The organism is Acidovorax sp. ACV02 (genome assembly GCF_014851475.1).
Classification (GTDB): domain Bacteria; phylum Pseudomonadota; class Gammaproteobacteria; order Burkholderiales; family Burkholderiaceae_C; genus Acidovorax; species Acidovorax delafieldii.
In genome coordinates this window covers 21,006-45,955 of record NZ_JACUZU010000014.1, presented here as the reverse complement: position 1 = coordinate 45,955, position 24,950 = coordinate 21,006, and the positions used below count along the sequence as shown (strand labels likewise).

The window sequence follows — 24,950 nt, the reverse complement described above, 5'->3', positions numbered from 1 at the left end:
CCAATCATTTATCGCATCGCTTTTTCGATAGCACCAACTAAAATATCGGAAAAATATGCACCCATCTGCTCAAAACTATTAAACATTCGCCATTGGATAGATTTTTCTATGATCTTTGATATCTGATCCATGTCATCTCCGGAAGCCTTAATAATTTGGTCTATTCCCAGAGCCAAGTCTTCCGGGCTTGATCCAGGAAGTTCATATACCAAATCGCGAACATCCTCAAAAATATTCAAAGGAGTTACGGCAACCAAGGCCCCGGACGCCAACCCCATCCTAACGGCAGCACTGGACGACTCAGAGGTCTCTTGATAGGGAAAAATTACCAGATCTGCAGAGGATAAAATATGCAAGGAATCTTCGTCCTCCAAATAATCCGTAACCATTCGAACTTTTGATGACAATCCCCGATCAATTATCATTCTCTGGCAGTTATTGACCAACGATTCCGAAACAGCATCTGGATATTTAGCATTCACCATATCCAACTCTAGATCCACCCCCCGGCCAGATAGAATGTCAATCGCCATAATAATTTGCTCCATGCCCTTATGCGGAAGAGCAAAGCCATATGAAGCGATTTTGAATCTTCCACTTCTGGTTCTCTTTTTGGCGATGGGTGCTTGGACTACACCTTGAGGGAAAAATACCAAATTGTCGCGGACACCTAATCGATCAAGATTTCCAACATCATTCAGAGAATGAATCAGCACCGCATCACAAACACTAAGCGCCGGAGCAAGATCAGAAAGTTTACGATTGATGATGTGTGGCGGGGGGTCTACCGTCGCGTGAAGGGTAATAGTCACCACTCGGCCGGCTTTTTTCTGACGAAAAATGAACTCTGACAGCGCGAAGAAATCATGAAAACCGAAATTCAATTGTATGGATATAGCATCAATGGAAGCTTCATCCACGGCCGTATTGAGTGAAGAAAGGCTTCCACCGCCAGCTCTCCAACAGCGAATAACATTCGGCCCATCTAAATCAATTAATTCCTGTCCAAGCGGAGCAAAGATGACTGACGACTGATCGACAGCAGATATCAAATTTTTAGCATAAGATGCTATCCCGCATTTCGTATTCCAGGTCGTAATCCAACCAATTCTAACTTTTCTTCGAAGCTTACCCAAAGCAAGTTGCGCTGAAATCTCGTTGTTTGCAATGGCCCTCGATGATTTGAGCAGAAAATCTCCAGGAAAGTTTTTAATTTCAGAATCCGCACTTATTCGGCGCAAAAAATCTTCATAAATGGAAAATGGATCCAAAACACTTTCTGCATCACTTATCGCATCGCTAGCGCTCTCCATGGACTGAATGGCTCTTTTTGCTGAGATTTCCCAGGAGAAATTTTTTGAGTATTTATGAGTGTGATTTTTCAGAGATTCATAGAACAAGCGATCTCCTAACGCCTGCTCTAATTTAGCTGCGATGGAGTTTATATCCTGAGGGTCGAACGTTGCATCAGATCGCCCCAAAACTTCAGGGACACTCGTAGTGTTAGAGCCAATAGCTGGTACGCCACAAGACATTGCTTCGAGAACCGGCAAGCCAAAACCTTCCCGGAAAGACGGAAACACAAACAAGGTAGACAGGTTATATAAATCAATCAAATCATCATCCGCGACATGTCCTAAAAATAGAACCGCATCATGACTTAAGCCGACATCTCTTCCAACTTCTCTGAGTCGATTATAAATCCCATCCCACCCCTTCCCAACAATCACGACTTGATACTGCCTCCTTATATCCGGCGGAATAAGTGCAAAGGCTCGAATCAGTCCTTCCTGATTTTTCCTGGAATCAAAGCTTGCGACATAAATTATAAACCGCTCACGAATATTGAATCGGTTTTTTATCAAGTGCGCCTGAATTTCAGATATTTCACGGGGTTTGAATTTCGCATCCACCGCAGAAGAAATATTTATAATTTTTCGCGAATCAAACCCACCAACATCCGACCCCTCCATTTTTGAATAATTGGAAATGGCAAACAAAACCCCCGCATCGCGCATATAGTCAATTTTTCTAAAAAAATGATTTTTAAGCACGTGATTGGTAAGGTATTTCCCACTCTCAACCAAAGGTATTAGATCGTATAATGTTACTGCTGTACGGGATGCAGGAAAAAGCAGTCCCACTGACGTAACCACATCATCACCAAGACCTTCTATCAAGCTAGTGACATGCAGGAAATCAGGACAAAAATCAGCGATAAATTTTTCCCGAATTAATTCCGCCATTCTCGTTAACCCAACCTGATCGACCAAGGCTGTCTTATTTTCTGCGATGCCGGAAGGAAGATCAATCGCGACTATTTTCCGCTGTGAGATTAAATCAACAAGCTCGGCTCTCACTTCATTCTCAAAGGGCAACGCCTTATTCAGTAGCACGTAAAAATCATGCGACGGTCCGTTTCGCATCATTGCTTTCGCCAGAGCTAAAGAGTAGCGGCCAATTCCGCCGAATCGACTACCAGACTGGCAGCTTTGAAGATCAATCAGGATTTTCATTAATCAGTATGAGTGCTATGCAGCAACCGAAGCGCCACGCAGATCCCCAAGAGGGTAATATTTTTGCACGATCTTGAGAGCATCAATTCAATGAGTTCCATCAAATATATTTTTAAGATCCACATATATCTCCCGACCTCTGGGAGTGAGGCTTTCATAGGTCAATTCTTTTGCCCGATCAAAGCCAATATCTAAAGAGCTTCGATTTCTGTTTGATTTTGTATGAACTTCCAGCAATTGCGCGTGTAGTGCTGGATACTTACGTAAAAGCCATCCATTAATTTTTTCGCTGAATTCTGGCGTCTCCAGCACAAGCGAAATTAAACGGCTCAACGGCCGTTGACTGACTTTAATTGTGCCGTGTATCACCTTATTGATACCCCGGCGAGTTGCCGGAAAAAATAGTATCGCCAGATCCGCAGCAAAGCGCATAGGCAGTGTGATACGCCACGACACGCTTTTCCGCAATCTCTGTGCCTCCCTCTCTGACTCGAATGCCTTGCGTTCCATACGCGTTAGCTTTGCTTGCAGATCACTAATTTGGTTCTCAAGCAAACGATCCGCATCATTAAGTCTATGTTCGAGTGCTGCCGTCTTCTCCCTCAGTGCTTCGAACTCACCCTCTGCCTGCATAAGCCTTTGCTCCACTTCAAATTGGGCACGGAGCTTGAAGCCATCAAATATATTGGGAGGGAATTTGAATGCTGGAATCAAAGAAGCATGTTCTTTTGCAACATAGAATCTATTCAGGCCATCAGTGTATACAAAAGAATAATCTGCATTAATCAGCAACTCTTCCCAAACATCGTAGACCTCAATTTGAGAATTTGGAATGGTGGCTTCCACCAGAACGATCCAAGGACGATTTTTAGACCAATTATTTCCCTCAAGGACTGCTCTTTCAAAACCCTCAACATCAACTTTTAGAAAGTGTACGTCCTGCCCTTCGGGGATGTAAGTTGTCCAGATTGCATCAAGAGTCGTTACCTGCACATCCCGGCGAACGTGAGGTCTCCCAGCACTTACTTCACTCTCGGCTATCGAATCAACCAGAGTGGAAAGCCCGGATCCTTCAAAAATAGTAATTGGAAGCGTGCCTATACTCCGGCCAAGTGCCGCTCCAATATTGTGATCGCGAGGACGTCGATCCTGCAATATTTTCAAGAAATCCGGATTAGGCTCGATATTAATGCCCTGCCAACCCTTTTCATAAAATACTTTCGTCACCGAATCTTGGTCAGGCCACGCTGCACCAACATCAATATAGAACCCACGTTCTACATCTGCGAGAGCGCGCATTAGCATTACATCTTCGAAATTTTGAGCGTACGAAATCATATTGTTTTAACTACCAATGATAGGCTCCCTCGCGATCCAAGTAGCGACCCAAATTAGATCTAATATATTCCACTTGATCTTGGCTAAGCAAATCGAACGCTTGTTTAGACTTCAATGATGAGACGTGGCGCCTATGATAAAAGTTGATCTTGTCGTAGAAACTGAACCCCAGGTCGACACTATCGGCCAAATCCATATTGTGGGTTTTTTCATACACCGCTTTTTTCTTATTGTTCAACCAAATTCTGTGAACCTCAAGCGGGTTCCAGGTGCCCAGGAGGTATTTACTTATTTTTCGCACGACAAGCCATGGATATTTATCTACATCTTCATAGCTAATATTCAACATATTTTTGTGCATTTTTTTATGCCAAGAAAGCCATTGCCCGTAAGTCGCAACAGAATCTTCCAAGGAAAAGCCAAAAACGCTCATCCATGAAGCAATGGCATCCTCTGGCTTGCGAACCGTGCAAACACATGGAACACCCTTTTTCTCCAGAATAGCATTTATCAATGCATCAGGAGAATGACTTTTAATAATTGAATTATCTACATGGATTTGTTCAAAAATAATGTCATTTATTGAATTGGAAGAGTGGGTAGAAACGCCCCCACGCGCTTCAAGAAGTTCTCTTACCACGTTATAGGAGAATGTCGATCCGCTTCTCTGCATTCCAGCGACAATAACTATCACTTTTTCTTAACCTCAACGCTGCCAAACAAATTCGCAAAACCGTAGGAGAGATAGGAATGGGCATTTATCACGCGAAATATCAACACATCCACCCTGCGATGCAGCATCTCTTCTTTGTCAGTTCCTTTTTTCGTAACTCCCACATTCAAATAATAGGTACCTGGCACCAAATTTCCTTTCAAAGCAAATCGAATGCAAACCGACTCACCGGACTGAAAGGATATCTTTGGATTTTGGATATTCGCATGCGCATTGGTGGCATAAACACATATCCCGTCAACTGACTTCACCATCATTCCAAAATTCACCTGTTCTGCAGGCTCATTAAAATAGACGTCATAACCGACCGATATCAAATGACCTTCGGGAATAATGTTTGTCACTGCGCCATCAACGTCCGAGATGCAGACATTTGTTATTTCCGCACCCCTGCTGCCGTATTGAACCTCTACACTATTGGCCACAAGTGAAGGGTCATAAAGCGGGAGTATTTCTTTTTTGGGTTCTCGTTCTTTTTCGCCCCCTCCAAAAAGCAATTTCTCGTAAGCATCGCAAACACTTCGGGCTCTGCCAATTTTTGATATCAGTCCCCCATTTATAAAAATTGCTCGATCGCATATTTTTTTTACAGTCTCCGTGTCATGGCTCACAAAAAGCAGGGTCGTCCCTGACTTCTTGTAATCTTCAATGCGCCTGAAACACTTCCTCTGAAAAGCGGCATCACCCACCGAAAGCGCCTCGTCGACTATTAAAATATCAGGCCGGGTTGCAGTAGAAATCGCAAAGGCAAGTCTTACCTGCATTCCACTCGAATACATTCTCAAAGGCTGATCAATATAATCACCTATGTCAGCAAATGACTCTATTTGGGGCATCAAAGTGTTAATTTCCTCGATGCTGTACCCCAACAGCTGTCCAGTCATATATGTATTTTGGCGACCGGTAAAATCAGCATGAAATCCCATTCCAAGCTCAAGTAAGGCAGCGACTCTTCCTTCAACAATAACGCTACCGTCGGTTGGCTGGGTAGTTCCGGTAATTATCTTCAACAACGTACTTTTGCCGGCTCCATTGACTCCCACAATGCCCACCGCCTCGCCTGGCTCGATAGTGAAGTTGATGTCGCGTAGTACCCAAGCTTTTTTATGTTGCTGGTGTCCCGTTATCCATTCAAACATCCTTGCCCATTTGTTTGGATAGCGCTTATATGCCTTGCTTACATTTGAAACAACGATGCTTCCCATTAGAGTTCATCCACCAGTTCACCCACGCGCGAAAGAAAGAACCAAGCACCCAATATTAAAAACAATATCGAAAGCAAAGCAAGCGGCACCAAACTAGTAAAGTCCGGTATTCGTTGATTTAGAAAAAGCGTCTGATATGCAACCATCAAGGGCTGCATCGGATTGAATTGCAGTACCGCACGCACAGCAGATGGCAGAGAGTCAAAAACATAAACGATAGGGGTGAGCCAAAACCAGAACTGCACCACGATGTTTGTTAATTGGCTCACATCTCTGAAGAACACGTTGAGTGTTCCCAAAAAAATACCGAGGCCCAAAGTAAAAAGCAACTGCAAGACTAACAAGGGCACTACCGCAAACAGTGCCCACCCCGGCCAGTGGCCAATCAGAGCCAAAAAGGCGAGATACAGCGCAAACACAATGCCAAAGTTGACCATCGCTGATACTGCAACAATGGCGGGCAGACATACGCGTGGAAAGTTCGACTTTTTGATGAGGTTGCCGTGCTCCAGGAACACTCCATTCAAGCGCACAAGCATTTCGGCAAACAAGCCCCAGGTTAGAACCCCCGCACACAGGTAGATGCTGAATGCAAACGGCGTTTGCTCATGACCCGCAAGACTGGGGCGCATGAGTTGGCCAAACACCACTGTGTAAATAATGATCATGGTCAGTGGGTTGGCCACTGACCAGAACGCGCCCAGCAAAGATTCTCGGTATTTGCCGTGGAACTCCCGCATGACACTGCTCCAGACAAAGCCGCGGTAGCCCCAAAGGGCTTTAAGCATAGGTAAGCCAGGCATAGAGTCAGCTTTGTTTCGGAGCAGGCACTGCCCGGCCGTAGGTGTCTTCAAACCGTACTATGTCATCCTCATTTAAATAACTACCAGATTGCACTTCAATAATTTCTAAGGGTACTTTCCCTGGGTTGGTCAGTCGGTGCATGTGACCTAATGGAATAAAAGTGGACTCGTTTTCGCCCAACAAAAAGACTTTGTCACCGTTAGTAACCTGTGCAGTTCCTTTGACCACAATCCAATGCTCTGCACGATGGTGATGCATTTGCAGACTGAGGCTGGCACCAGGGTTGACCACGATGCGCTTGACTTGAAAGCGCTCGCCGCTGTCAATGCTGTCGTACCAACCCCAAGGGCGGTGAATCTTGCGATGTGTCTGTGTGAGGGTATGGCCCGCTTCACGTAGCTTGGCAACGACCTGCTTGACGTCCTGGGTTTGCCGCTTGTCAGCCACCAAGATGGCATCGGCGGTTTCCACAACCACGATGTTGTCCAGTCCTACGCCAGCCACCAGTCGGCTGCTTGACAGCAGCAGCGTGTTGGAACAACCGTGCTGGATGGTGTCGCCCACGTGCGCGTTGCCATGGACGTCTTGCTCACGCACCTGCCACAGTGCGTCCCAGGCGCCCAGATCTGACCAGCCTGCCTGCAGTGGTACAACACAGGCAGGGATGCCCAAGTCGGGTCGGGTTGGCAGTCGCTCCATCACGGCGTAGTCAATGGAGTCGGCCGGGCAGGTGTTGAAGATTTCGGTGGCAGGACGGATGAAGTCCACATCCTTTTGGGCACCTGCCATGGCGGCTGAGCAGGCGGCAAAGATGTCGGGGCGGCAGCTTTGAATGGCCTTGAGCCATACGCTGGTGCGCACCATGAACAGGCCGCTGTTCCACAGGTAGTTGCCGGCGTCCAGGTAGCTTTGGGCACGTGCCGCGTCCGGTTTTTCGGCAAAGCTGGCGATGTAATGGGCGTCACCGCCCTGCAAGGGTTCTCCACACTGGATGTAGCCATACCCTGTCTCTGGCTTATCGGCCACGATGCCAAAGGTCGCCATGGCACCACCGCTGGCAACGGCAAACGCTTGTTCTATGGCGCGGTGGAATGCAGACAGGTTGGCCATCACATGGTCCGCTGGCATGGCAAGCAGCACAGGGTCACCGCCGTCAACCTGCGCATGCAAGGCAGCCAGGGTGAGCGCGGGGGCTGTGTTGCGGCCGGCAGGCTCCAACACGATGCTTGCGCCGTGTATGCCAGCCTCAACTAACTGGCTAGCCGCCAGAAAGCGGTGCTCTGCGTTACAGACCAGGATGGGCGCCTTCGCCACGGGAATCTGGGTCAGACCCCGCAGGCGCAGTGCAGTGTCTTGCAGCATGGTGCGCGCTCCAGCCAGGGCCAGGAACTGTTTGGGATAGGTTTCACGCGATAGCGGCCACAGGCGTGTGCCGGAGCCGCCGCACAGAACTACGGGCAACAACAAATTCAGGGATTCAGTCATAAGGCTAAGCTAGAGCGGGTCTTGATCTTGGGGAGGCTTGGCGCGCTTCTGAACAAGGTCGGCCTCCAACAGGGCCAAGCGCTGGTTCAATCGGCGCAGGTCGCGCTCAATGCGGGTATTGACCATGTCGCTGTGCAAGGCCTTGATCAGCAAGACCATGCACACCAGCAACAGCAGCAACGTCGGGGGGTAGCTCACACCCAGAAGCAGGGCCAGCCAATCGATCAACCCAGGCGACGCCCCCAGCACCGCCGCAGCCCCTGCCACCACCACCCAGAACAGGCCGTGCATGACATACAGATGATCCCTGCGAATGAGATACAGAATCAGCGCGGCAAGGCCAATGCCCATCAGCGCGGTTGTGAATTGCAAGGACGCCATCAGATTCCTGAATCGGTAAAGCTCCGCGCGCTCGAGGTCAAGCCTGTGAGTTGGGAGCAAGAAAGAGACGGTTGGACCACTGCAACCCAGGGAGTTGCACATGCGTGCGTTACGCAAATGCCCACCATCGCCACATCCGAAAGATTGTAGGTGCAGGGTAGTTACAAAGCGCCGCAAAGACCTCGCGCCGACCTGCCAACAAGTAAGCAAATATCTCAGACATACCAGTGATGCTCTTGAAATGAAGCGGAATGCCCGTATCATTAGCACTCACTGCAGACGAGTGCTAACACCGCACTCCCTGCTGGCAGTTTGGTAGCCCCGGATGGCCGGGGCTGATTGAGTCCCTCAGCTTTTTTACTGAAAACAGGAGCATTGCAATGAACCTTCGCCCTCTGCACGATCGCGTGATCGTCAAGCGTATTGAAAGCGAAACCACGACCGCTTCCGGCATCGTGATCCCTGACAACGCCGCTGAAAAGCCCGATCAAGGTGAAGTGTTGGCCGTTGGCCCCGGCAAGCGCAACGACAAGGGCGAAGTGCTCGCCCTGAACGTGAAGGTCGGTGACCGCGTTCTGTTCGGCAAGTACTCGGGCCAGACCGTCAAGGTCAAGGGCGACGAGCTGCTGGTCATGAAGGAAGACGACCTGTTTGCAGTGGTTGAGAAGTAATTTCTCTTCCCTCTGAATCACTCATCTTTTCATAGCTGCCAGTGCTTATTGAATAAGCGCCAGCAGCCAATTTGAATCAAATTTTCAGGAGCTCCAAAATGGCAGCAAAAGACGTAGTTTTCGGCGGCGAAGCCCGCGCACGCATGGTTGAAGGCGTGAACATCCTGGCCAACGCGGTCAAGGTGACCCTGGGCCCCAAGGGTCGCAATGTGGTGCTGGAGCGCTCGTTCGGCGCCCCCACCGTGACCAAGGACGGTGTGTCCGTGGCCAAGGAAATCGAACTCAAGGACAAGCTGCAGAACATGGGCGCCCAGCTCGTGAAGGAAGTGGCCTCCAAGACCAGCGACAACGCTGGTGACGGCACCACCACCGCTACGGTGCTGGCACAAGCCATCGTGCGCGAAGGCTTCAAGTACGTGGCCGCCGGCATCAACCCGATGGACCTGAAGCGCGGTATTGACAAGGCTGTGACGGCCCTGGTCGCCGAGCTGAAGAAGGCTTCCAAGCCCACCACCACCTCCAAGGAAATCGCCCAAGTGGGTTCGATCTCCGCCAACTCCGACGAAACCATCGGCAAGCTGATCGCTGACGCCATGGACAAGGTTGGCAAGGAAGGCGTGATCACCGTGGAAGACGGCAAGTCGCTGGACAGCGAACTGGACGTCGTGGAAGGCATGCAGTTTGACCGCGGCTACCTGTCGCCCTACTTCATCAACAACCCCGAAAAGCAATCCGCGATTCTGGACAACCCCTTCGTGCTGCTGTTCGACAAGAAGATCAGCAACATCCGCGACCTGCTGCCTACGCTGGAGCAAGTTGCCAAGGCTGGCCGTCCCCTGCTGATCATTGCCGAAGAAGTCGAAGGCGAAGCCCTGGCTACGCTGGTGGTCAACACGATCCGCGGCATCCTGAAGGTTGTGGCTGTGAAGGCCCCTGGCTTCGGCGACCGCCGCAAGGCCATGCTGGAAGACATCGCCATCCTGACGGGCGGCAAGGTCATCGCTGAAGAAGTCGGTCTGACCCTGGAAAAGGTCACCCTGGCCGACCTGGGCCAAGCCAAGCGCATCGAAGTGGGCAAGGAAAACACCATCATCATCGACGGCGCTGGCGCTGCCGCTGACATCGAAGCCCGCGTCAAGCAAGTGCGCGTGCAGATCGAAGAAGCCACGTCCGACTACGACCGCGAAAAGCTGCAAGAGCGCGTGGCCAAGCTGGCTGGCGGCGTGGCCGTGATCAAGGTGGGCGCTGCCACCGAAGTCGAAATGAAGGAAAAGAAGGCCCGCGTGGAAGACGCACTGCACGCTACCCGTGCAGCTGTGGAAGAAGGCGTTGTGGCTGGCGGCGGCGTGGCTCTGCTGCGTGCCAAGCAAGCTGTGGGCGACTCGATCAAGGGCGACAACGCTGACCAGGACGCCGGTATCAAGCTGGTGCTGAAGGCTGTGGAAGCTCCTCTGCGCGAAATCGTGAACAACGCCGGTGGCGAAGCCTCGGTGGTGGTGAACGCAGTGTTGGCTGGCAAGGGCAACTTTGGCTTCAACGCTGCCAACGACACCTACGGCGACATGCTCGAACTGGGCATTCTGGACCCCACGAAGGTCACCCGCACCGCTCTGCAAAACGCTGCCTCCGTGGCATCGCTGCTGCTGACGACCGAAGCCATGGTTGCAGAAGCACCGAAGGATGACGCCCCAGCCGGCGGCGGCATGCCCGACATGGGCGGCATGGGTGGCATGGGCGGCATGGGCATGTAAGTGCCTGACCCCTGCGCAGCAGCCCCGTGCTGACTGCGCAGCCCACTACACAAAAGCCCGCAGGCCTTACGGTCTGCGGGCTTTTGTTTTTTCTATGGGGCCAACTCGGGACACTGGCCTGCCATGGGTTTACTCCCCGCTGGGTTGCACCCACCAGTAGATCAGCACCAGGGTGCCGATACCGGTGAGGGACAGCAGCTGCCACCAGCCGGAGCGGCCAATATCGTGCAAGCGGCGAGCCCCCACGGCCAGCGCGGGCAACAGCAGGGCCAGCGCGGCAATGCCATACAGCACCTGGCTGATCATGGTGGCAATCACCAGCACCCCGAGCTGGAACAGCGCAAACCACCAGAACTCGGAGCGTGGTGCACGGCCCGAAAACCCTGCGTACTGCGCGAAGCAGCTTTTGACAGCCGAAACAAAATCCATAGCGAATTCCCTCTCTTGAACAATCGTTGCTCGGTCACGGGGTATCCCCGCGTGGCCATGATAGAGGGGCGCTGCGACAAGTCCAGCCAGCTCGGCGCGCGCAGCGGAGACACCGTACCGCTGGCGCCACGGTGTCAGCGTCTCCCTTGCTCTCATTTTTATAGCTGTCAGTGCATATTGCACTAGCGCACCAGGCGCTTTTGGCTGCCAACCCAGCGCCCAGAGCCCCTCAAGCCGCCTTGCGCAATGCCTGGGTGTCGCGCGCCAGCTGGGTGATGCGGGCCCAGTCGCCCGCGCGCACCGCATCGGTGGGCGTAAGCCATGAGCCGCCCACGCAGCGCACATTGGGCAGTGCCAGGTAGTTGGAGGCAGTGGCGTTGGTGATGCCACCCGTGGGGCAAAAGCTCACCTGGCCAAACGGGCTGGCCCAGGACTTCAGCAGCGGGATGCCGCCCACGGCCTCGGCCGGGAAGAGCTTGAGAAACGAGAACCCATCGGCCAGCGCCGCCATGATCTCGCTGGACGTGGCCACACCGGGCAGCAGTGGCAGGTTCAGGCCCTTGCAGGCGCTGCCCACGGCCGAGGTGTAGCCGGGGCTCACGGCAAACCGCGCACCGGCTTCGCTCGCGCGGCGCGCGTCATCGGCGTTGAGCACCGTGCCCACACCCACCACAGCTTCGGGCAGATGGCGGGCGATGGTTTCGATGGCGGGCAGACCGGCAGCGGTGCGGAGCGTCACCTCCAGCACCTTCACGCCACCGGCCAGCAAGGCCTCGGCCAGGGGCAGCGCGTCTTCCACGCGGTCGATCACGATGACCGGGATGACCGGGCCATGGCTGGCGATGTCGAGGGGATTCATGGGGGCGGAAGCAGGGGTTACAGCCATGTACAGGCTCCTTGTTCGGCACCGCCTGCGTGGCGGCGAAAGTTGGTGAAGAGTTCGCGGCCGAAGCCGATGGGTGATGGGGCGCTGCAGGGCTGTGGGGCGCGTGCGGCCCACTCGGCGTCGTCCACCAGCACATCGAGCGTGCCAGCCACCGCATCCACCCGCACGATGTCGCCATCACGCACCTTGGCCAGAGGGCCACCGGCCAGGGCCTCGGGCGTGACGTGGATCGCGGCCGGTACGCGGCCGGAGGCGCCGCTCATGCGGCCGTCGGTGACCAGCGCCACCTGGAAGCCCTGGTTCTGCAGAACCGCCAGCGGGGGCGTGAGCTTGTGCAGCTCTGGCATGCCGTTGGCCTGCGGGCCCTGAAAGCGCACCACGGCCACCATGTCCTGGTTCACCTCGCCCGCGCTGAAGGCTGCGAGCAGGGCTTCTTGCGAGTCAAAAACTCGCGCTGGGGCTTGGACGATGTGGCGATCTTCGGGCACGGCCGACACCTTGATCACCGCGCGGCCCAGGCGGCCTTGCAGCAGGCGCAACCCGCCGGTGGGTGAGAAGGGTTCGCTCACGGACCGCAGCACCGAGGTGTCGCCCGACACGGCCGGTGCGCTCTTGCCGCCATCGGCAATGCCGCCCGCGTTCACGCTCATCACATCAGGGTGCATCAAGCCACCCGCCAGCAGCTCGCGCAGGATCCAGGGCGGGCCGCCCGCCGCCTGGAACTGGTTCACATCGGCGTCGCCATTGGGGTACACGCGGGCCAGCAGGGGCACCACCGACGAGAGTTCGTCAAAGTCCGTCCAGTCGATCAGGATGCCCGCGCTGCGCGCAATCGCCACCCAGTGGATCAGGTGGTTGGTGGAGCCGCCCGTGGCCAGCAGGGCCACCATGGCGTTGACGATGCAGCGCTCGTCCACCAGCTTGCCGATGGGGGTGAAGCGGTTGCCCCGCTTGCCGATGTCGAGCACCGTGCGCAGCGCCTGGCGCGTGAAGGCCTCGCGCGCCTCGGTGCCGGGCGACTCGAACGCTGCACCGGGCACATGCAGGCCCATGGCTTCGAGCAGCATCTGGTTGCTGTTGGCCGTGCCATAGAACGTGCAGGTGCCAGGGCTGTGGTACGCGGCCGATTCGGCCTTGAGCAGTTCGTCACGGCCCACCAGGCCTTGTGTGTACTGCTCGCGCACCTTGGATTTTTCCTTGTTCGACAGGCCTGTGCCCATGGGGCCTGCGGGCACAAACACGCAGGGCAGATGCCCGTAGTGCAGCGCGCCGATCAGCAGGCCGGGCACGATCTTGTCGCACACGCCCAGCAGCAGTGCACCATCGAACACATCGTGGGACAGCGCTACCGCAGTGGCCATGGCAATGGCATCGCGGGAGAACAGCGACAGCTCCATGCCGGGCGTACCCTGCGTCACACCATCGCACATGGCGGGCACGCCACCGGCCACTTGCACCGTGGCACCGAGCTGGGCGGCCTCATCACGCAGGATAGCGGGGTAGCCCTGGTACGGCTGGTGCGCCGAGAGCATGTCGTTGTAGGCCGTGACGATGCCGATGTTGGGCGCCTTCTCGACCGTGACCTTGAACTTGTCCGATCCCGGCAATGCCGCGTAGGCGTGGGCCAGGTTCGCACAGCCCATGCGGTCTTGTGCGGGCTTGCGGGCGATCATGGCGTCAACGCCGGCTAGGTAGGCGCCGCGGGTGTCTGCGCTGCGCTGGACAATGCGCTCGGTCACGCGCGCTACAACTGGGTGCATGGAAGTCTCCATCGGTGGGTGGCAGGACCCCGTGCATTGCGCCAGGGTCGTTATCTGAGGCCCTAGAATGTAACTCGATAACCACCCCAATTCAACCCATGTCCCTGCAAACCTTGCCCTTGCCGCCGTCCGAACTGGGTGAATCCCCCTTCTGGCACCCCACGGAAAAATCCCTTTACTGGTGTGACATTCAGGGACAATCGGTGCACGCATGGCATCCTGACAGCGGCCACCACCGGCAGTGGCGCATGCCCAGCGAGCCCGGCTGCTGCGCGCCTGCGACCGATGGGCGATTGGTAATCGGGTTACGAAACGGTTTCTATCTTCTGGATACAGCCAAGGACAGCGCAGACCCTACCGCCCTCAGCTGCCTGGCCCTGCTGCCGCCCGAGCAGCATGACACCACGGTCCTGCGCCTGAACGACGGCCGCTGCGACACCGCAGGCCGTTTCTGGGCGGGCTCGGTCATCACGCCCCGCACCGCACCGAATGCGGCCCTGTGGTGCCTGCAGGCCTACCCGGCCAGCGCCACAGGCTACCGCGTGCGCCACATGGCAGGCGATAACTTCACCGCCAACGGCCTGGCCTTCAGCCCCGACAACCGCACGATGTACTGGTCGAATACGCCCGAGCACCGCATCGACCAGTTCGACTTTGACGTGGCCACGGGCGATATCACCAACCGCCGCCCCTGGGTGCAGTTTGACCGCAAGGTGGACGGCCAGCCGTACGGTGGGCGGCCCGATGGCGCGGCGGTGGATGTGGAAGGCAACTACTGGGTGGCGATGTACGAAGGCGCTTGTGTGTTGCAACTCTCGCCAGCAGGTGAGGTGCTGCAGCGCATTGCGGTGCCGGTGCAGTGCCCGACCATGGTGTGTTTTGGGGGGGAGGATCTGCACACGCTGTTCATTACATCGGCGCGGGCGGGAAGGCCTCTTCAAGAACAGCAGGCAGCGGTTGCAGCAGGGTCGCTGTTCAGCATGCACGTGGAAGTGGCGGGGCTGCCGGTGAATTTCTTCAAGGTGTGAAAAGCGACGAGCAACTGGTCACAGTGGGACACAAAGGCCAGCGCTCCATCACCAGCCCGCCAACGCGCCGATCTCCTCGCGCACGATCCGATAGCTGAGGCGGTCACTGACCAACCTTGCACTCAGGCTCTCGTAAAACGCAATGCCCCGGGCGTTGGACGACTTGACCGACCAGTCGATGCGGCCACAGCCGTTGTCCAGCGCGTATCGCGCCACCCATTGCATCAAAGCCAAGCCAATACCTTGGCTCCGATGGTGCGGAGAAACAAACAGCTCTTTGAGTACACACTGCCGCTGGTGGGCGGGCTCGGGCTCCACCAACGAATACACCAGGTAAATGGCGGCAAACCCCAACAACTCGCCGCCGAGTTCTGCCGTCACCAGTCGAATCTGAGAGTGGGGTCCGCACAGGTTGTCCAACAGGTGGTTGCGCACAAGGACCCGGTCGAGCGCACGGCCCGGGTGGTAGTGATCATGCAGCGCAAGCAGCAAGTCCACCATCTGCTCCTGTTGCGCCGGGGTCAGCAAACCGACTTCCATGTTTCCTCTCCTGCTGGACCGGATGGTTCCGATGGGGTGAGCTTACGTCGTCAGGGCGACTCGCTGCCGGTCAGCCCTTCTCAGCCCCCAGCCCCAGCGCTCCCAGCACGTCATAACACGCCCCCATGTTGTGATAGTCCACCTTCCCCGCGTTGCTCTTCTCGCGGGTGGTGTTGCGGTTGTTGCGGTGCAGGATGCGAAACCACGCGCCATGTTCGTGGTCCACAAAGTGGGCCCAGCAGTAGGTCCAGATGCGGTCGTACCACTGCCAGTAGCGCGCATCCCCCGTGCGAACAGCAAGCACCGCTGCAGCCGCCATGCTCTCGGCCTGCACCCAGTGGTATTTGCCGTCGTCGCAGATACTGCCGTCGGGCGCCATGCCGTAGTACAGGCCGCCGTGTTCGGCATCCCAGCCCCGCTCCACAGCGGTATCGAACAGGCGCTGCGCACACGGCAGGTGCCATTCGGCGGGCAGCAAGGCGTCGAGTTGCAGCAGCAGCTTGGCCCATTCGGTCTGGTGGCCGATCTGGTAGCCCCAGGGGCGGAAGATGTTGCTGCGGTCATGGCGGTTGTAGTCCCAGTCCACGGACCAGTCGGCATGGAAGTGCTCCCACACCCAACCTTCGGCAGCGGGCGCAAGGGCGCGGGTGGACAACGCGGCCTGCCGCTGGCAGATGCCTTGTGCGAGCTGCTCGGCGCGCTCGACGTAGCGGCGCTCGCCCGTGGCACGGAAGGCGGAGATCATGGCCTCGCAGGCGTGCATGTTGGCGTTCTGGCCTCGGTAGACCGTCAGTTGCCAATCAGGGCTGGCCTCGTCGGCATACAGGCCTGCGGCGGGCTGCCAGAAGTGCTGTTCGGCAGTTTCAAAAGCCTCAGCCAGCCAAGCGCGGGCCTCGGGCACTCCGGCCTCGTAAGCGCGGGCATACGCCAGCATCACAAAGGCCATGCCGTAGCAGTGGCGCGTGGCGTCTTGCACGGTGGTGCGGCCATCCTGCCAGTCGATCAGCCAGACGTAGCCGCCTGTGGCCGGATCGAGAAATGCGGTGCGCAGAAACGTGAGCGCATGCCGCATGCCCGCCTGATAACGCGCCTCCCCCGTGGTGCGGTAGAGCATGGCGTGCGTGACCACAAAACGGGTGGCGCTGACGAGATGGCGGGAGTAGGCGTTGTAGACCGTGCCATCGTCCAGAAAGAAGTGGTACTGGCCACCGCTCGCGTCCGTGGCCACGGGGGCGTAGAACGCCATGGTGTCACGCAGATGCTGGCGCAAAAAGGCATCGGAGCGGAAGTCCGGATAGGGCGGAATCGCCATGGGGAGTGTCTCCTGATGCGTTAGCTATCGACCAGAAACTGTGCCGGCTTCTGCCGGCAGGGCGCCCGGTCTTCCGCCAGAGCGACCCCGAGGACTTTGATGTGCCGTGAAGGTCAGGCAGGGCTGCGCAGCAAGCCCAGCAGGCCAGCGGTGGAGCCATCGAGCCCCGCCACATCACCGCTCTCCAGCCGGGCCTCCAGGTCCTTGGCCAGCACCTTGCCCAGTTCTACGCCCCACTGGTCAAAGCTGTTGATGCCCCACAGGCTGCCGCTCACAAACACGCGGTGCTCCTGCAGTGCAATCAGCGCGCCCAGCGATGTGGGGGTGAGTGATTCGAGCAGCATGAGCGTGCTGGGGCGGTTGCCCGGAAAATGCCGGTGGCCGTCGTCGCTGGCCTTGCCCACCATCAGCGCCTGCGTCTGCGCCAGGGCGTTGGCCAGCAGCTTTTGCTGGTGGCCGGGCAGCGGGTGCGAGGCCTTGCGCACGGCCACGATCTCCAGCGGCAGCACATCGGCGCCCTGGTGCAGCATCTGGAAGAACGCATGCTGGCCGTTGGTGCCGGGCTCGCCCCACAGCACGGGCGATGTGACGCAAGCCAGCGTGCTGCCGTCTTGCGCCACGCGCTTGCCGTTGCTTTCCATCTCCAGCTGCTGCAGGTAGGCCGAATAGCGCCCCAGCGCGGCGTGATACGGCGCGATGCAGCGGCTGGTGAAGCCGTGGAAATTGCGGTACCAGACATCGAGCAGACCCAGGCGCACCGGCAGGTTCTGCGCCAGCGGTGCGGTGCGGAAATGCTCGTCCATGGCATGTGCACCCGCAAGGAAATCTCGGAAGCCTTGGGCACCGATCGCGATGGCAATCGGCAGGCCAATGGCCGACCACAGCGAGTAGCGGCCGCCCACCCAGTCCCAGAAGCCGAAGGTGGTGGTGATGCCGAGGGCCGCTGCGGCCTCGATGTTGGTGGTAAGCGCCGCAAAGTGGCGGGCCACATCGCGCCCGCCCTGGGCACCAAACCACGCCAGGGCCGAGCGCGCGTTGGTCATGGTCTCGGCCGTGGTGAAGGTCTTGGACGCGACCAGGAACAGCGTGCTCTCGGGCCGCAGGCCCTTGAGCACGTGGTGCAGCTCGTGCCCGTCCACGTTCGACACAAAGTGAAAGCGCTTGCTGTGGATGCGGAACTCTTCGAGCGCGCGCACGGCCATGTGCGGGCCCAGGTCCGACCCGCCGATGCCAATGTTCACCACGTCGGTGATGGCAACATCGCTGCGCACCTGCTCGGCGTACTGCAGCATCGCATCAAGCGTGTGGTGCACGTCGGCCAGGCGCTGTGCGGTCTCGGGCACATCACCGGGCAGGGCCAAGCCTGCAGGGCGGCGCAGCAGCGTGTGCAGCACGGCGCGGTTTTCAGTGGTGTTGATGGCCTCGCCTGCAAACATCGCATCGCGGTGTTGCACCAGGCCGCAGTCGCGGGCCAGATCCAGCAGCAGGGCTTCGGTATCGCGGTCCCACAGGTTCTTGGACAGGTCAGCAAACACATGCGGAGCCGACTGGCTGAAGGCTGCAAACCGCTGGGCATCCTGCGCAAACGCCTGGCGCATGTCCAGGTGCTGGCCGTGGGAGGCGTAGTGGGCGGCCAACTGGGGCCACAGCGCAGACTGGTCGCAACGGAGAGGCATGGTCATCAAACGGGTAAGGTGAAAAAAGCGCCGAGATAGTAACTTGATTACACGACAAAGTGGCCTATTAACAGGTTCTTTTGGGTTACAAGCGGTAGATACAAGGCACTCCTCTTTAGAAAATCATGTAACGTGATTACAATCCCACGCAACAAAACGAACCACCCCATCACGGAGACACCATGAGTTTTGACCTCGTCCTGTTCGGCGGCACCGGCGACCTCGCCTGGCGCAAGCTCATGCCCGCATTGTTTCAGGCCTTTCGGCATGGCACGCTGCCTGAGGGGGGACGCATCATCGCGGTGGCACGTGATGACCTGAGCGACGAACAATACCGCAGCCTGATCCAGTCTCGGTTCGACAGCGTGGAGCTGGCCAAGCGCCCCAGCCCGGACGAGTTTGCACGCTTCGCCGCGCTGCTGCACTACCTGCGCATGGACTTGTCCAAAACCCAGGACTACGAGCGCCTGGCCGAGACGCTGAAGGCGCGCGGAGCCGACTCGGTGGTGATGTATGTGGCCACTGCGCCCAGCCTGTTCACCAATGTGTGTGAGCAGATCGCCGCCGTGGGCCTGAACGGCCCCACCACCCGCGTGGTGCTGGAAAAACCCCTGGGCCACGACCTGCAGTCCAACCGCGCCATCAACGACACGCTGCGCCGTGTGCTGAAAGAAGAGCAGGTCTTTCGCATCGACCACTACCTGGGCAAGCCCTCGGTGCAGAACCTGTTTGCGCTGCGTTTTGGCAACGCGCTGTTCGAGCCCCTGTGGCGCCGCGAAACCATTGCCAACATCCAGATCACGATTGCCGAGGAGCTGGGTGTGGAGTCGCGCGGCGCGTTCTACGACCAGACCGGCGCACTGCGCGACATGGTGCAGAACCACGCGCTGCAGCTGCTGTGCGCGATCGGCATGGAGCCCCCCATCAACTCCAGCGCCAACGCGATCCGCGACGAAAAGCTCAAGGTGCTGCAGTCGCTCAAGCCCTGGACGCTGGAGACCATCGGCCAGCACGTGATCCGTGGGCAGTACGCAGCCGGCAACCACCAGGGCCAGCCCGTGCCCGGCTACGTGCAAGAGAAAGGCGTGGCCGCCAGCAGCACCACCGAAACCTTTGTGGCGCTGCGCACCGAGATCAGCAACTGGCGCTGGGCCGGTGTGCCGTTCTACATCCGCACCGGCAAGCGGCTGGCGGGACGCGATGCGCACATCGTCATCAACTTCCGCCCAGTGCCCCACCCCATTTTCAAGACGCCCGCAGGCGCCGCCAACCGCCTGGTGATCAACCTGCAGCCCAAGGACGGGCTGGAGCTGCACCTGATGGCCCAGGGCGCGGCCCAGCACCAGACCGAGCCCGCCCTGTCGCAAGTGCACCTGAACCTGGACTTTGACCAGCGCTTTGGCACCGAACGCGTGGGCGCCTACGAGCGCCTGCTCCTCGATGTGATCGCCGGCCGCCTGAACCTGTTTGTGCGCAGCGACGAGCAGGAAGAGGCCTGGCGCTGGGTGGAGCCCATCCTGCAGTATTGGAAGAACGACCCGGCAGGCCCCCGACCCTACCCCGCAGGCAGCTGGGGCCCGCGTGCGGCCAGCGCGATGATTGCGCGCGACGGGTATTGCTGGAGCGAGGAGATGTGAGAGCCTCGCGTCCGGCGGCTGCAGACCTTCGCAGCCGCGGCCGCCGGGCCTTGTTTTCTTAGGTCTGCGCAGCCTCGCTGTGCAGCCACGACAAAAACGCCTCCACCGCCGGGCGCTTGGCGTGCCGCTCGGGGTACACGGCGAAATGCGCCTTCACCCGCACAGCCTGGTCCATGCCGAACGGGGCCTTCAGTCGGCCATCAGCCAAGTGCCCGCCTGCGTTGACGGCGCTCTCCAAAGCCACGCCCAGGCCCTGTGTGGCGGCATCCAGCGACATCTGGGCGCGGTCAAACCGCAGGGAGAAACGATCGGGCGCCCGCAGTTTGGTGAACCGGCCAAACCAGTCCGACCACTGCACGATGCTCACATTGCTCTGGATCAGCGGCAGGTCCAGCAACTGCTCCGCGCGTTTGAGCTTGTGCGCCCTGATGAAGGCCGCGCTGGCCAGCGGCACGATCGCTTCCTCAAACAACGGCTCCACCACCAGATCGCCCCACTGTGGAATGCCGTAGCGGATGTCGATGTCGGCCTGGCCCAGTGCGAAATCGCTGGGTGTGTGAGCGGCCGAGAGATTGAGCGATATCTCCGGGTAGGCCTGCGCAAAGTGGTGCAGGCGCGGCATGAGCCACAGACTGGCAATGCTGGGTGCCGAGTGCACATACAGGCTGTTGCGGATGCCATGACGCAGATCGTCCGTGGCCGTGGCGATGGCGTTGAGCGCTGCACCCACGTGCATCAGGTAATGCTCGCCCGCAGGGCTCAGGCGCACCCCGTGGGCGCTGCGTTCGAACAGGCGGATGTCCAGCTGTGCCTCCAGTCGCGAAACCTGGTGACTGATGGCCGAGGCCGTGAGGTTCAACTCCGCCGCTGCCAGTGCAAAGCTGCGGCGGCGTGCCACGGCCTCGAAGGCCTGCAGATTGGCAATGGGCGGCAAGGTGGGCATGGGGTGAACCCTGACGTTAGATGACGGAATGTCATCTTACGCTGATGATTCATCGCTTGTCATCATCTTGAGCGGCTTTGAGAATCGGCTCCCAGAACAGGAGACACCGCTTCGACAGCCGCCCTCACCGGCAGCGTGCAAGTCTCCTGCACCTTCACACCACAGGAGACAAAACACATGCTGCTCAAGAACCAGGTTGCCATCATTACCGGTGGGGCGGGTATTAACGGCCTCGGGTTTGCCACCGCCCGCCTGATGGCCGAGCAAGGCGCCAAAGTCGCCATCCTCGACCTCGAAGCCGCCGACCCCGCAGGCGCCGCCGCGCGGCTGGGCGAGGGCCACCTGGGCCTGGTGGCCGATGTGACCGACAAGGCATCGTGCGATGCCGCCGCCGCCCAGGTGCATGCCCATTTCGGCCGCATCGACACGCTGGTCAACAACGCGGGCATCACCCAGCCCGTCAAGACGCTGGAGATCACGGGCGCCGACTACGACCGCATTCTCAACGTCAGCCTGCGTGGCACGCTGTACATGTCCCAGGCTGTGCTGCCCACGCTGCGCGCGCAGCAAAGCGGCTCCATCATCTGCATCTCGTCGGTGTCGGCCCAGCGCGGCGGCGGCATTCTTGGCGGGCCCCACTACTCGGCCGCCAAAGCAGGTGTGCTGGGCCTGGCCCGCGCCATGGCCCGCGAGTTTGGTCCCGAGAACATCCGCGTCAACTGCATCACCCCCGGCCTGATCGGCACGGACATCATCAAGGGCAAGCTGACCGAAGAGAAAAAGGCCGAGATCGCGGAAACCATTCCACTCGCCCGCCTGGGCCGGGCCGATGACATTGCCGGAGCCTGCGTGTTTCTCGCCAGCCCGCTTTCGACTTATTGCACCGGCATCACGCTCGATGTGAACGGCGGCATGCTGATCCACTGACCGCCCTCACGACCTCTCAACAAACATAAACCAGGAGACAAACCATGCAACGCAAAACCTTCACCCGCACCCTGCTGACAGCCGCTGCTTTGGCGGTGGCACTGCCCGGGCTCGCGCAGGCGCAGACCATGAAGCTCACGCTGGGCCATGGCGCTGCCCCCGGCAATCCGCGCCACGAGGCCGCTGTCAAATTCGCTGAAACCCTCAAGGCCAAGACCGCAGGCCGCATCGAGGTGCAGGTGGCGCCATCCGCCCAGCTGGGCGACGACGCTGCCATGGTCACGGCCGTGCGCACCGGCGCGCTGGACATGACGGCGAACTCGCAAGGCGCCGTGTCGGTGGCCGTGCCCGAGTACGCCGCCTACGGCATGCCGTTCATGTTCTCCACCCCCTCGCAGGCTTTCAAGCTGCTTGACGGCCCACTGGGCCAGGAGCTGGCACAGAAGTCGGCCGACAAGGGCATGGTGGTGCTGGGCTATTGGGACAACGGCATCCGCCACATGACCAACAGCAGACGCCCCATCACCAAGGTCGAAGACATGAAGGGCTTGAAGATGCGCACCCCGCCTGACGCAGTGCTGGTGGACATCATGCAAGCGCTGGGTGCCGAGGCACAGCAGATCAAGTTTGCCGAGCTGTACGTAGCGCTGCAGCAGGGCGTGGTCGATGGGCAGGAGAACCCGCTGGTCAACATCCACGCCAGCAAGCTGTACGAAGTGCAAAAGCACCTGGCACTGACGAGCCACATGTTCCAGATGACGCCGTTCCTGATGAGCAAGCGCACCTGGGACCGCCTGTCCGACGCCGACCGTAACGCCGTGACCGAAGCGGCTGCCGAGGCCACGACACTGCAGCGCAAGATGTCGCAAGAGGCCGACGACAAGCTGCTGGACGACCTCAAGGCCAAGGGCGTGCAGGTGACCACGGTGGACAAGGCCGCGTTTGCTAAGGCCACGGCTGCGGTGGACGCCAAGTGGCTGACCACGCCCATCGGCCCGTACCTCAAGAAAGTCATCGCCGCCGCGCGCTGACCGCTCCGGGCGCTGCGGCGCCTGTCCTCATTTCCCCGAAGCCGCTGCATGGGCCCCAGCCCTGCAGCCCAAGGAGTCTTCCGATGAACCTCATCGAATGGGCCGTTGTCGGCTTATGCCGAGTGCTGCTGTGGATCAGCACGTCCGTCATCTTCATCATCCTGGTGGCCAACACCGTGTTGCGCTACGCCACCGGCACCAGCCTGCAGTGGGCCAATGAGGTGCCGGAGTTGCTGTTTCCGTGGCTGGTCATGTCTGGCGTGGTGCTGGCGGCAGCGCACGGTGCCCACATCACCACCAGCTTTCTGATGGACGCCGTGCCCCCCGCGCTGCGCCGCTGGGCGGCCATCGGCAGCTGGCTGGTGGTGGCAGCGCTGTACGGCACGCTCGCCCGCGCCACCTTTCAGATGCTGGAGATCGTCCACGACGAGAAGTCGCCCATCCTGCAGGTGCCCGGGTCGCTCACCTATGGCTGCGTGATGGGTGGGCTGGTGATGCTGGCGCTGCTGGCGCTCAAGTCAGCCTGGAACGCCTGGGCCACGCCACCGGTGCCAAGCGCGCCCGATGCCGAGACCGCCGTGCCCGAGGCGCACTGGTAAGCCCCGCCCCCCCTGCCAAGGATCTCACCATGAGTGCCCTCATTCTTTTTGTCTTTCTCGGTGCGGCCGTGCTGGCCATGCCCATCGCCCATGCGCTGCTGGTCGCGGCCATGACCGCCGCCGCCACATCCGACCGCGTGCCGCTCGACCTGCTGGTGCAGCAGATGGTGGCGCAGGTGCAGAGCTTTCCGCTGATCGCGATCCCGTTTTTCATGCTCACCGGCTCGCTCATGATGGGCGGGCGCCTGGGGGCTGCGCTGGTGGGCGTGCTCAGCACGCTGATCGGTCGCTTTCACGGCGGGCCCGCACAGGTGGGCGTACTGTCGTCCACGCTGTTCGGCGGTGTGTCAGGTTCGGCCGTGGCCGATGCCTCGGCCATCGGCTCGCTGCTGATTCCCTGGCACAAGCGCCTGGGCTATCCGCCCGCTTTTTCTGCCGCCACGCTGGCTGCAGCGGCCACCATCGACATCCTGATCCCGCCCTCGATCCCGATGATTCTGTTCGCCCTGACGGCCAATGCCTCCATCGCGGCACTGTTTGTCGCAGGCATCCTGCCCGGCATCCTGATGTGCGTGGGCTTTATGTTCATGTGCTGGTGGGTCGGCAAACGCCGCAACTTCCCACGCGACACCACCCCCATCAACTGGAGTGAATTCCGCGTGCACCTGCTGTACTCGTCGCCCGCGCTGCTGCTGCCGGTGCTGATCGTGTTGTTCCTGCGCTTTGGCATTGCCACACCCACCGAGGTGGCCGTGTTGTCCACGCTGTACGCCGCTGCGGTGTCGGTGGTGGTGTACCGCGACCTGTCGCTCAAGCGCCTGAACGATGCCGTGGTGCATGCGGGCCTGGCGACCGGCGTGGTGCTGCTGGTGATCATGGCCTCTGCCGCCATCGGCTGGCTGCTGACCTACGACCAGATGCCCACGGGCGTGGCCCACTGGATCCAGCAGAACGTGAGCCAGGGCTGGATCGTGATCCTGATCATGAACCTGCTGATGCTGTTCATCGGCATGTTCATCGACCTGCCCGCCGCCGTGTTGCTGCTGACCCCGGTGTTCCTGCCCCTGGCCGAAAGCATTGGCATGGACCCGGTGCAGCTGGGAATCATGATGGTGGTGAACCTGGCTGTGGGCCTGTACACCCCGCCCGTGGGCACCACGCTGTTCATCACCAGCGCGCTGGCCAAGGTCAAGGTGGGCCAGACGGTGCGCGAGCTGGGGCCGTTCTACTTCGTTGCCTTCCTGGTGCTGGCGCTGGTGTCTTACGTGCCGGCCTCGATCCTTCGCTGACCGCTTTTC

22 protein-coding genes are annotated in these 24,950 nt (G+C 58.7%); 8 read left to right on the top strand and 14 right to left on the bottom strand.

Annotated elements, in window-relative coordinates; genetic code table 11:
• Positions 1 to 8 precede the first annotated feature (8 nt).
• The 7 genes from IB236_RS23485 to IB236_RS23455 all read right to left on the bottom strand — a co-directional run bounded on the left by IB236_RS23485 (position 9) and on the right by IB236_RS23455 (position 8,462).
• Positions 9 to 2,516, bottom strand: a complete 2,508-nt coding sequence (locus IB236_RS23485; protein WP_192422408.1) for a glycosyltransferase — start codon at positions 2,514 to 2,516, stop codon at positions 9 to 11.
• Between the two features lie 87 nt (positions 2,517 to 2,603).
• A complete protein-coding gene (locus IB236_RS23480) occupies positions 2,604 to 3,815 on the bottom strand; it encodes an FkbM family methyltransferase (RefSeq protein ID WP_192422407.1) in 1,212 nt (403 codons plus the stop codon).
• Positions 3,816 to 3,864: 49 nt separating this feature from the next.
• Positions 3,865 to 4,548 (bottom strand): hypothetical protein, encoded by a 684-nt coding sequence (locus IB236_RS23475; protein WP_192422406.1) that lies wholly within the window; start codon positions 4,546 to 4,548, stop codon positions 3,865 to 3,867.
• On the bottom strand, positions 4,545 to 5,792 hold the full coding sequence (locus IB236_RS24530) for an ABC transporter ATP-binding protein (RefSeq protein WP_192422405.1): 1,248 nt from the start codon (positions 5,790 to 5,792) through the stop codon (positions 4,545 to 4,547). The genes IB236_RS23475 and IB236_RS24530 overlap by 4 nt, the downstream gene beginning before the upstream one ends.
• Positions 5,792 to 6,580 carry an ABC transporter permease gene (locus tag IB236_RS23465; RefSeq protein ID WP_192422404.1) on the bottom strand — a complete coding sequence of 263 codons (789 nt, stop codon included), beginning with the start codon at positions 6,578 to 6,580 and terminating at the stop codon, positions 5,792 to 5,794. Before IB236_RS23465 ends, IB236_RS24530 begins: the two co-directional genes overlap by 1 nt.
• Positions 6,581 to 6,599: 19 nt before the next feature.
• Positions 6,600 to 8,081 (bottom strand): mannose-1-phosphate guanylyltransferase/mannose-6-phosphate isomerase, encoded by a 1,482-nt coding sequence (locus IB236_RS23460; protein WP_192422403.1) that lies wholly within the window; start codon positions 8,079 to 8,081, stop codon positions 6,600 to 6,602.
• 9 nt (positions 8,082 to 8,090) lie between these two features.
• The gene (locus IB236_RS23455) at positions 8,091 to 8,462 is read right to left on the bottom strand and encodes a DUF2304 domain-containing protein (RefSeq protein WP_192422402.1); all 372 of its coding nucleotides are present in this window, start codon (positions 8,460 to 8,462) and stop codon (positions 8,091 to 8,093) included.
• A gap of 380 nt (positions 8,463 to 8,842) precedes the next feature.
• Here IB236_RS23455 and IB236_RS23450 point away from each other — a divergent pair, with 380 nt between their 5' ends.
• Positions 8,843 to 9,133, top strand: a complete 291-nt coding sequence (locus IB236_RS23450; RefSeq protein ID WP_056058492.1) for a co-chaperone GroES — start codon at positions 8,843 to 8,845, stop codon at positions 9,131 to 9,133.
• Between the two features lie 98 nt (positions 9,134 to 9,231).
• Positions 9,232 to 10,884: a chaperonin GroEL gene (gene groL / locus IB236_RS23445; protein ID WP_108498884.1), complete on the top strand. Its 1,653-nt coding sequence runs from the start codon at positions 9,232 to 9,234 to the stop codon at positions 10,882 to 10,884.
• 129 nt (positions 10,885 to 11,013) lie between these two features.
• Here the strand turns inward: groL and IB236_RS23440 are convergent, their stop codons facing one another.
• The 3 genes from IB236_RS23440 to edd form a co-directional block, all read right to left on the bottom strand.
• Positions 11,014 to 11,313, bottom strand: coding sequence for a DUF805 domain-containing protein (locus IB236_RS23440; protein ID WP_015012623.1), 300 nt, complete (start codon positions 11,311 to 11,313; stop codon positions 11,014 to 11,016).
• 229 nt (positions 11,314 to 11,542) lie between these two features.
• A complete protein-coding gene (gene eda / locus IB236_RS23435; RefSeq protein ID WP_056058486.1) occupies positions 11,543 to 12,199 on the bottom strand; it encodes a bifunctional 4-hydroxy-2-oxoglutarate aldolase/2-dehydro-3-deoxy-phosphogluconate aldolase in 657 nt (218 codons plus the stop codon).
• The gene (edd, locus tag IB236_RS23430) at positions 12,190 to 13,959 is read right to left on the bottom strand and encodes a phosphogluconate dehydratase (RefSeq protein WP_192422401.1); all 1,770 of its coding nucleotides are present in this window, start codon (positions 13,957 to 13,959) and stop codon (positions 12,190 to 12,192) included. Before edd ends, eda begins: the two co-directional genes overlap by 10 nt.
• A gap of 98 nt (positions 13,960 to 14,057) precedes the next feature.
• On the opposite strand from edd, the gene IB236_RS23425 reads away from it, so the two are divergent.
• Positions 14,058 to 14,987 carry an SMP-30/gluconolactonase/LRE family protein gene (locus IB236_RS23425; RefSeq protein ID WP_056744073.1) on the top strand — a complete coding sequence of 310 codons (930 nt, stop codon included), beginning with the start codon at positions 14,058 to 14,060 and terminating at the stop codon, positions 14,985 to 14,987.
• 48 nt (positions 14,988 to 15,035) lie between these two features.
• On the opposite strand, the gene IB236_RS23420 is transcribed toward IB236_RS23425, so the two are convergent.
• The 3 genes from IB236_RS23420 to pgi all read right to left on the bottom strand — a co-directional run bounded on the left by IB236_RS23420 (position 15,036) and on the right by pgi (position 18,521).
• On the bottom strand, positions 15,036 to 15,527 hold the full coding sequence (locus IB236_RS23420) for a GNAT family N-acetyltransferase (RefSeq protein WP_056744071.1): 492 nt from the start codon (positions 15,525 to 15,527) through the stop codon (positions 15,036 to 15,038).
• A gap of 70 nt (positions 15,528 to 15,597) precedes the next feature.
• Positions 15,598 to 16,839 (bottom strand): AGE family epimerase/isomerase, encoded by a 1,242-nt coding sequence (locus tag IB236_RS23415; RefSeq protein WP_192422400.1) that lies wholly within the window; start codon positions 16,837 to 16,839, stop codon positions 15,598 to 15,600.
• Between the two features lie 113 nt (positions 16,840 to 16,952).
• The gene (gene pgi / locus IB236_RS23410) at positions 16,953 to 18,521 is read right to left on the bottom strand and encodes a glucose-6-phosphate isomerase (protein ID WP_192422399.1); all 1,569 of its coding nucleotides are present in this window, start codon (positions 18,519 to 18,521) and stop codon (positions 16,953 to 16,955) included.
• Between the two features lie 176 nt (positions 18,522 to 18,697).
• Between pgi and zwf the strand changes: the two genes are divergently transcribed.
• A complete protein-coding gene (gene zwf, locus IB236_RS23405) occupies positions 18,698 to 20,152 on the top strand; it encodes a glucose-6-phosphate dehydrogenase (protein WP_192422398.1) in 1,455 nt (484 codons plus the stop codon).
• 58 nt (positions 20,153 to 20,210) lie between these two features.
• Here zwf and IB236_RS23400 read toward each other — a convergent pair whose 3' ends face one another.
• The gene (locus tag IB236_RS23400; RefSeq protein ID WP_192422397.1) at positions 20,211 to 21,095 is read right to left on the bottom strand and encodes a LysR substrate-binding domain-containing protein; all 885 of its coding nucleotides are present in this window, start codon (positions 21,093 to 21,095) and stop codon (positions 20,211 to 20,213) included.
• Positions 21,096 to 21,272: 177 nt separating this feature from the next.
• Between IB236_RS23400 and IB236_RS23395 the strand changes: the two genes are divergently transcribed.
• From IB236_RS23395 to IB236_RS23380, 4 genes are all read left to right on the top strand, one after another.
• Positions 21,273 to 22,022, top strand: a complete 750-nt coding sequence (locus IB236_RS23395; RefSeq protein ID WP_192422396.1) for an SDR family NAD(P)-dependent oxidoreductase — start codon at positions 21,273 to 21,275, stop codon at positions 22,020 to 22,022.
• Positions 22,023 to 22,066: 44 nt separating this feature from the next.
• Positions 22,067 to 23,053 carry a TRAP transporter substrate-binding protein gene (locus IB236_RS23390; protein ID WP_192422395.1) on the top strand — a complete coding sequence of 329 codons (987 nt, stop codon included), beginning with the start codon at positions 22,067 to 22,069 and terminating at the stop codon, positions 23,051 to 23,053.
• Positions 23,054 to 23,136: 83 nt separating this feature from the next.
• Complete coding sequence (locus IB236_RS23385) at positions 23,137 to 23,652, top strand: TRAP transporter small permease (protein WP_192422394.1); 516 nt, start codon at positions 23,137 to 23,139, stop codon at positions 23,650 to 23,652.
• Positions 23,653 to 23,681: 29 nt separating this feature from the next.
• Entirely contained in the window at positions 23,682 to 24,941 is a 1,260-nt protein-coding gene (locus IB236_RS23380; protein ID WP_192422393.1) for a TRAP transporter large permease, read from the top strand.
• Positions 24,942 to 24,950: the final 9 nt, after the last annotated feature.

What these genes read in the sequence shown, in the direction of transcription:
- IB236_RS23485 (WP_192422408.1), bottom strand. Translation starts at nt 2,516, where the DNA reads ATGAAAATCCTGATTGATCTTCAAAGCTGCCAGTCTGGTAGTCGATTC.
- IB236_RS23480 (WP_192422407.1), bottom strand. Translation starts at nt 3,815, where the DNA reads ATGCGCGCTCTCGCAGATGTAGAACGTGGGTTCTATATTGATGTTGGT.
- IB236_RS24530 (WP_192422405.1), bottom strand. Translation starts at nt 5,792, where the DNA reads ATGGGAAGCATCGTTGTTTCAAATGTAAGCAAGGCATATAAGCGCTAT.
- IB236_RS23465 (WP_192422404.1), bottom strand. Translation starts at nt 6,580, where the DNA reads ATGCTTAAAGCCCTTTGGGGCTACCGCGGCTTTGTCTGGAGCAGTGTC.
- IB236_RS23460 (WP_192422403.1), bottom strand. Translation starts at nt 8,081, where the DNA reads ATGACTGAATCCCTGAATTTGTTGTTGCCCGTAGTTCTGTGCGGCGGC.
- IB236_RS23455 (WP_192422402.1), bottom strand. Translation starts at nt 8,462, where the DNA reads ATGGCGTCCTTGCAATTCACAACCGCGCTGATGGGCATTGGCCTTGCC.
- IB236_RS23450 (WP_056058492.1), top strand. Translation starts at nt 8,843, where the DNA reads ATGAACCTTCGCCCTCTGCACGATCGCGTGATCGTCAAGCGTATTGAA.
- groL (WP_108498884.1), top strand. Translation starts at nt 9,232, where the DNA reads ATGGCAGCAAAAGACGTAGTTTTCGGCGGCGAAGCCCGCGCACGCATG.
- IB236_RS23440 (WP_015012623.1), bottom strand. Translation starts at nt 11,313, where the DNA reads ATGGATTTTGTTTCGGCTGTCAAAAGCTGCTTCGCGCAGTACGCAGGG.
- eda (WP_056058486.1), bottom strand. Translation starts at nt 12,199, where the DNA reads ATGGCTGTAACCCCTGCTTCCGCCCCCATGAATCCCCTCGACATCGCC.
- edd (WP_192422401.1), bottom strand. Translation starts at nt 13,959, where the DNA reads ATGCACCCAGTTGTAGCGCGCGTGACCGAGCGCATTGTCCAGCGCAGC.
- IB236_RS23425 (WP_056744073.1), top strand. Translation starts at nt 14,058, where the DNA reads ATGTCCCTGCAAACCTTGCCCTTGCCGCCGTCCGAACTGGGTGAATCC.
- IB236_RS23420 (WP_056744071.1), bottom strand. Translation starts at nt 15,527, where the DNA reads ATGGAAGTCGGTTTGCTGACCCCGGCGCAACAGGAGCAGATGGTGGAC.
- IB236_RS23415 (WP_192422400.1), bottom strand. Translation starts at nt 16,839, where the DNA reads ATGGCGATTCCGCCCTATCCGGACTTCCGCTCCGATGCCTTTTTGCGC.
- pgi (WP_192422399.1), bottom strand. Translation starts at nt 18,521, where the DNA reads ATGACCATGCCTCTCCGTTGCGACCAGTCTGCGCTGTGGCCCCAGTTG.
- zwf (WP_192422398.1), top strand. Translation starts at nt 18,698, where the DNA reads ATGAGTTTTGACCTCGTCCTGTTCGGCGGCACCGGCGACCTCGCCTGG.
- IB236_RS23400 (WP_192422397.1), bottom strand. Translation starts at nt 21,095, where the DNA reads ATGCCCACCTTGCCGCCCATTGCCAATCTGCAGGCCTTCGAGGCCGTG.
- IB236_RS23395 (WP_192422396.1), top strand. Translation starts at nt 21,273, where the DNA reads ATGCTGCTCAAGAACCAGGTTGCCATCATTACCGGTGGGGCGGGTATT.
- IB236_RS23390 (WP_192422395.1), top strand. Translation starts at nt 22,067, where the DNA reads ATGCAACGCAAAACCTTCACCCGCACCCTGCTGACAGCCGCTGCTTTG.
- IB236_RS23385 (WP_192422394.1), top strand. Translation starts at nt 23,137, where the DNA reads ATGAACCTCATCGAATGGGCCGTTGTCGGCTTATGCCGAGTGCTGCTG.
- IB236_RS23380 (WP_192422393.1), top strand. Translation starts at nt 23,682, where the DNA reads ATGAGTGCCCTCATTCTTTTTGTCTTTCTCGGTGCGGCCGTGCTGGCC.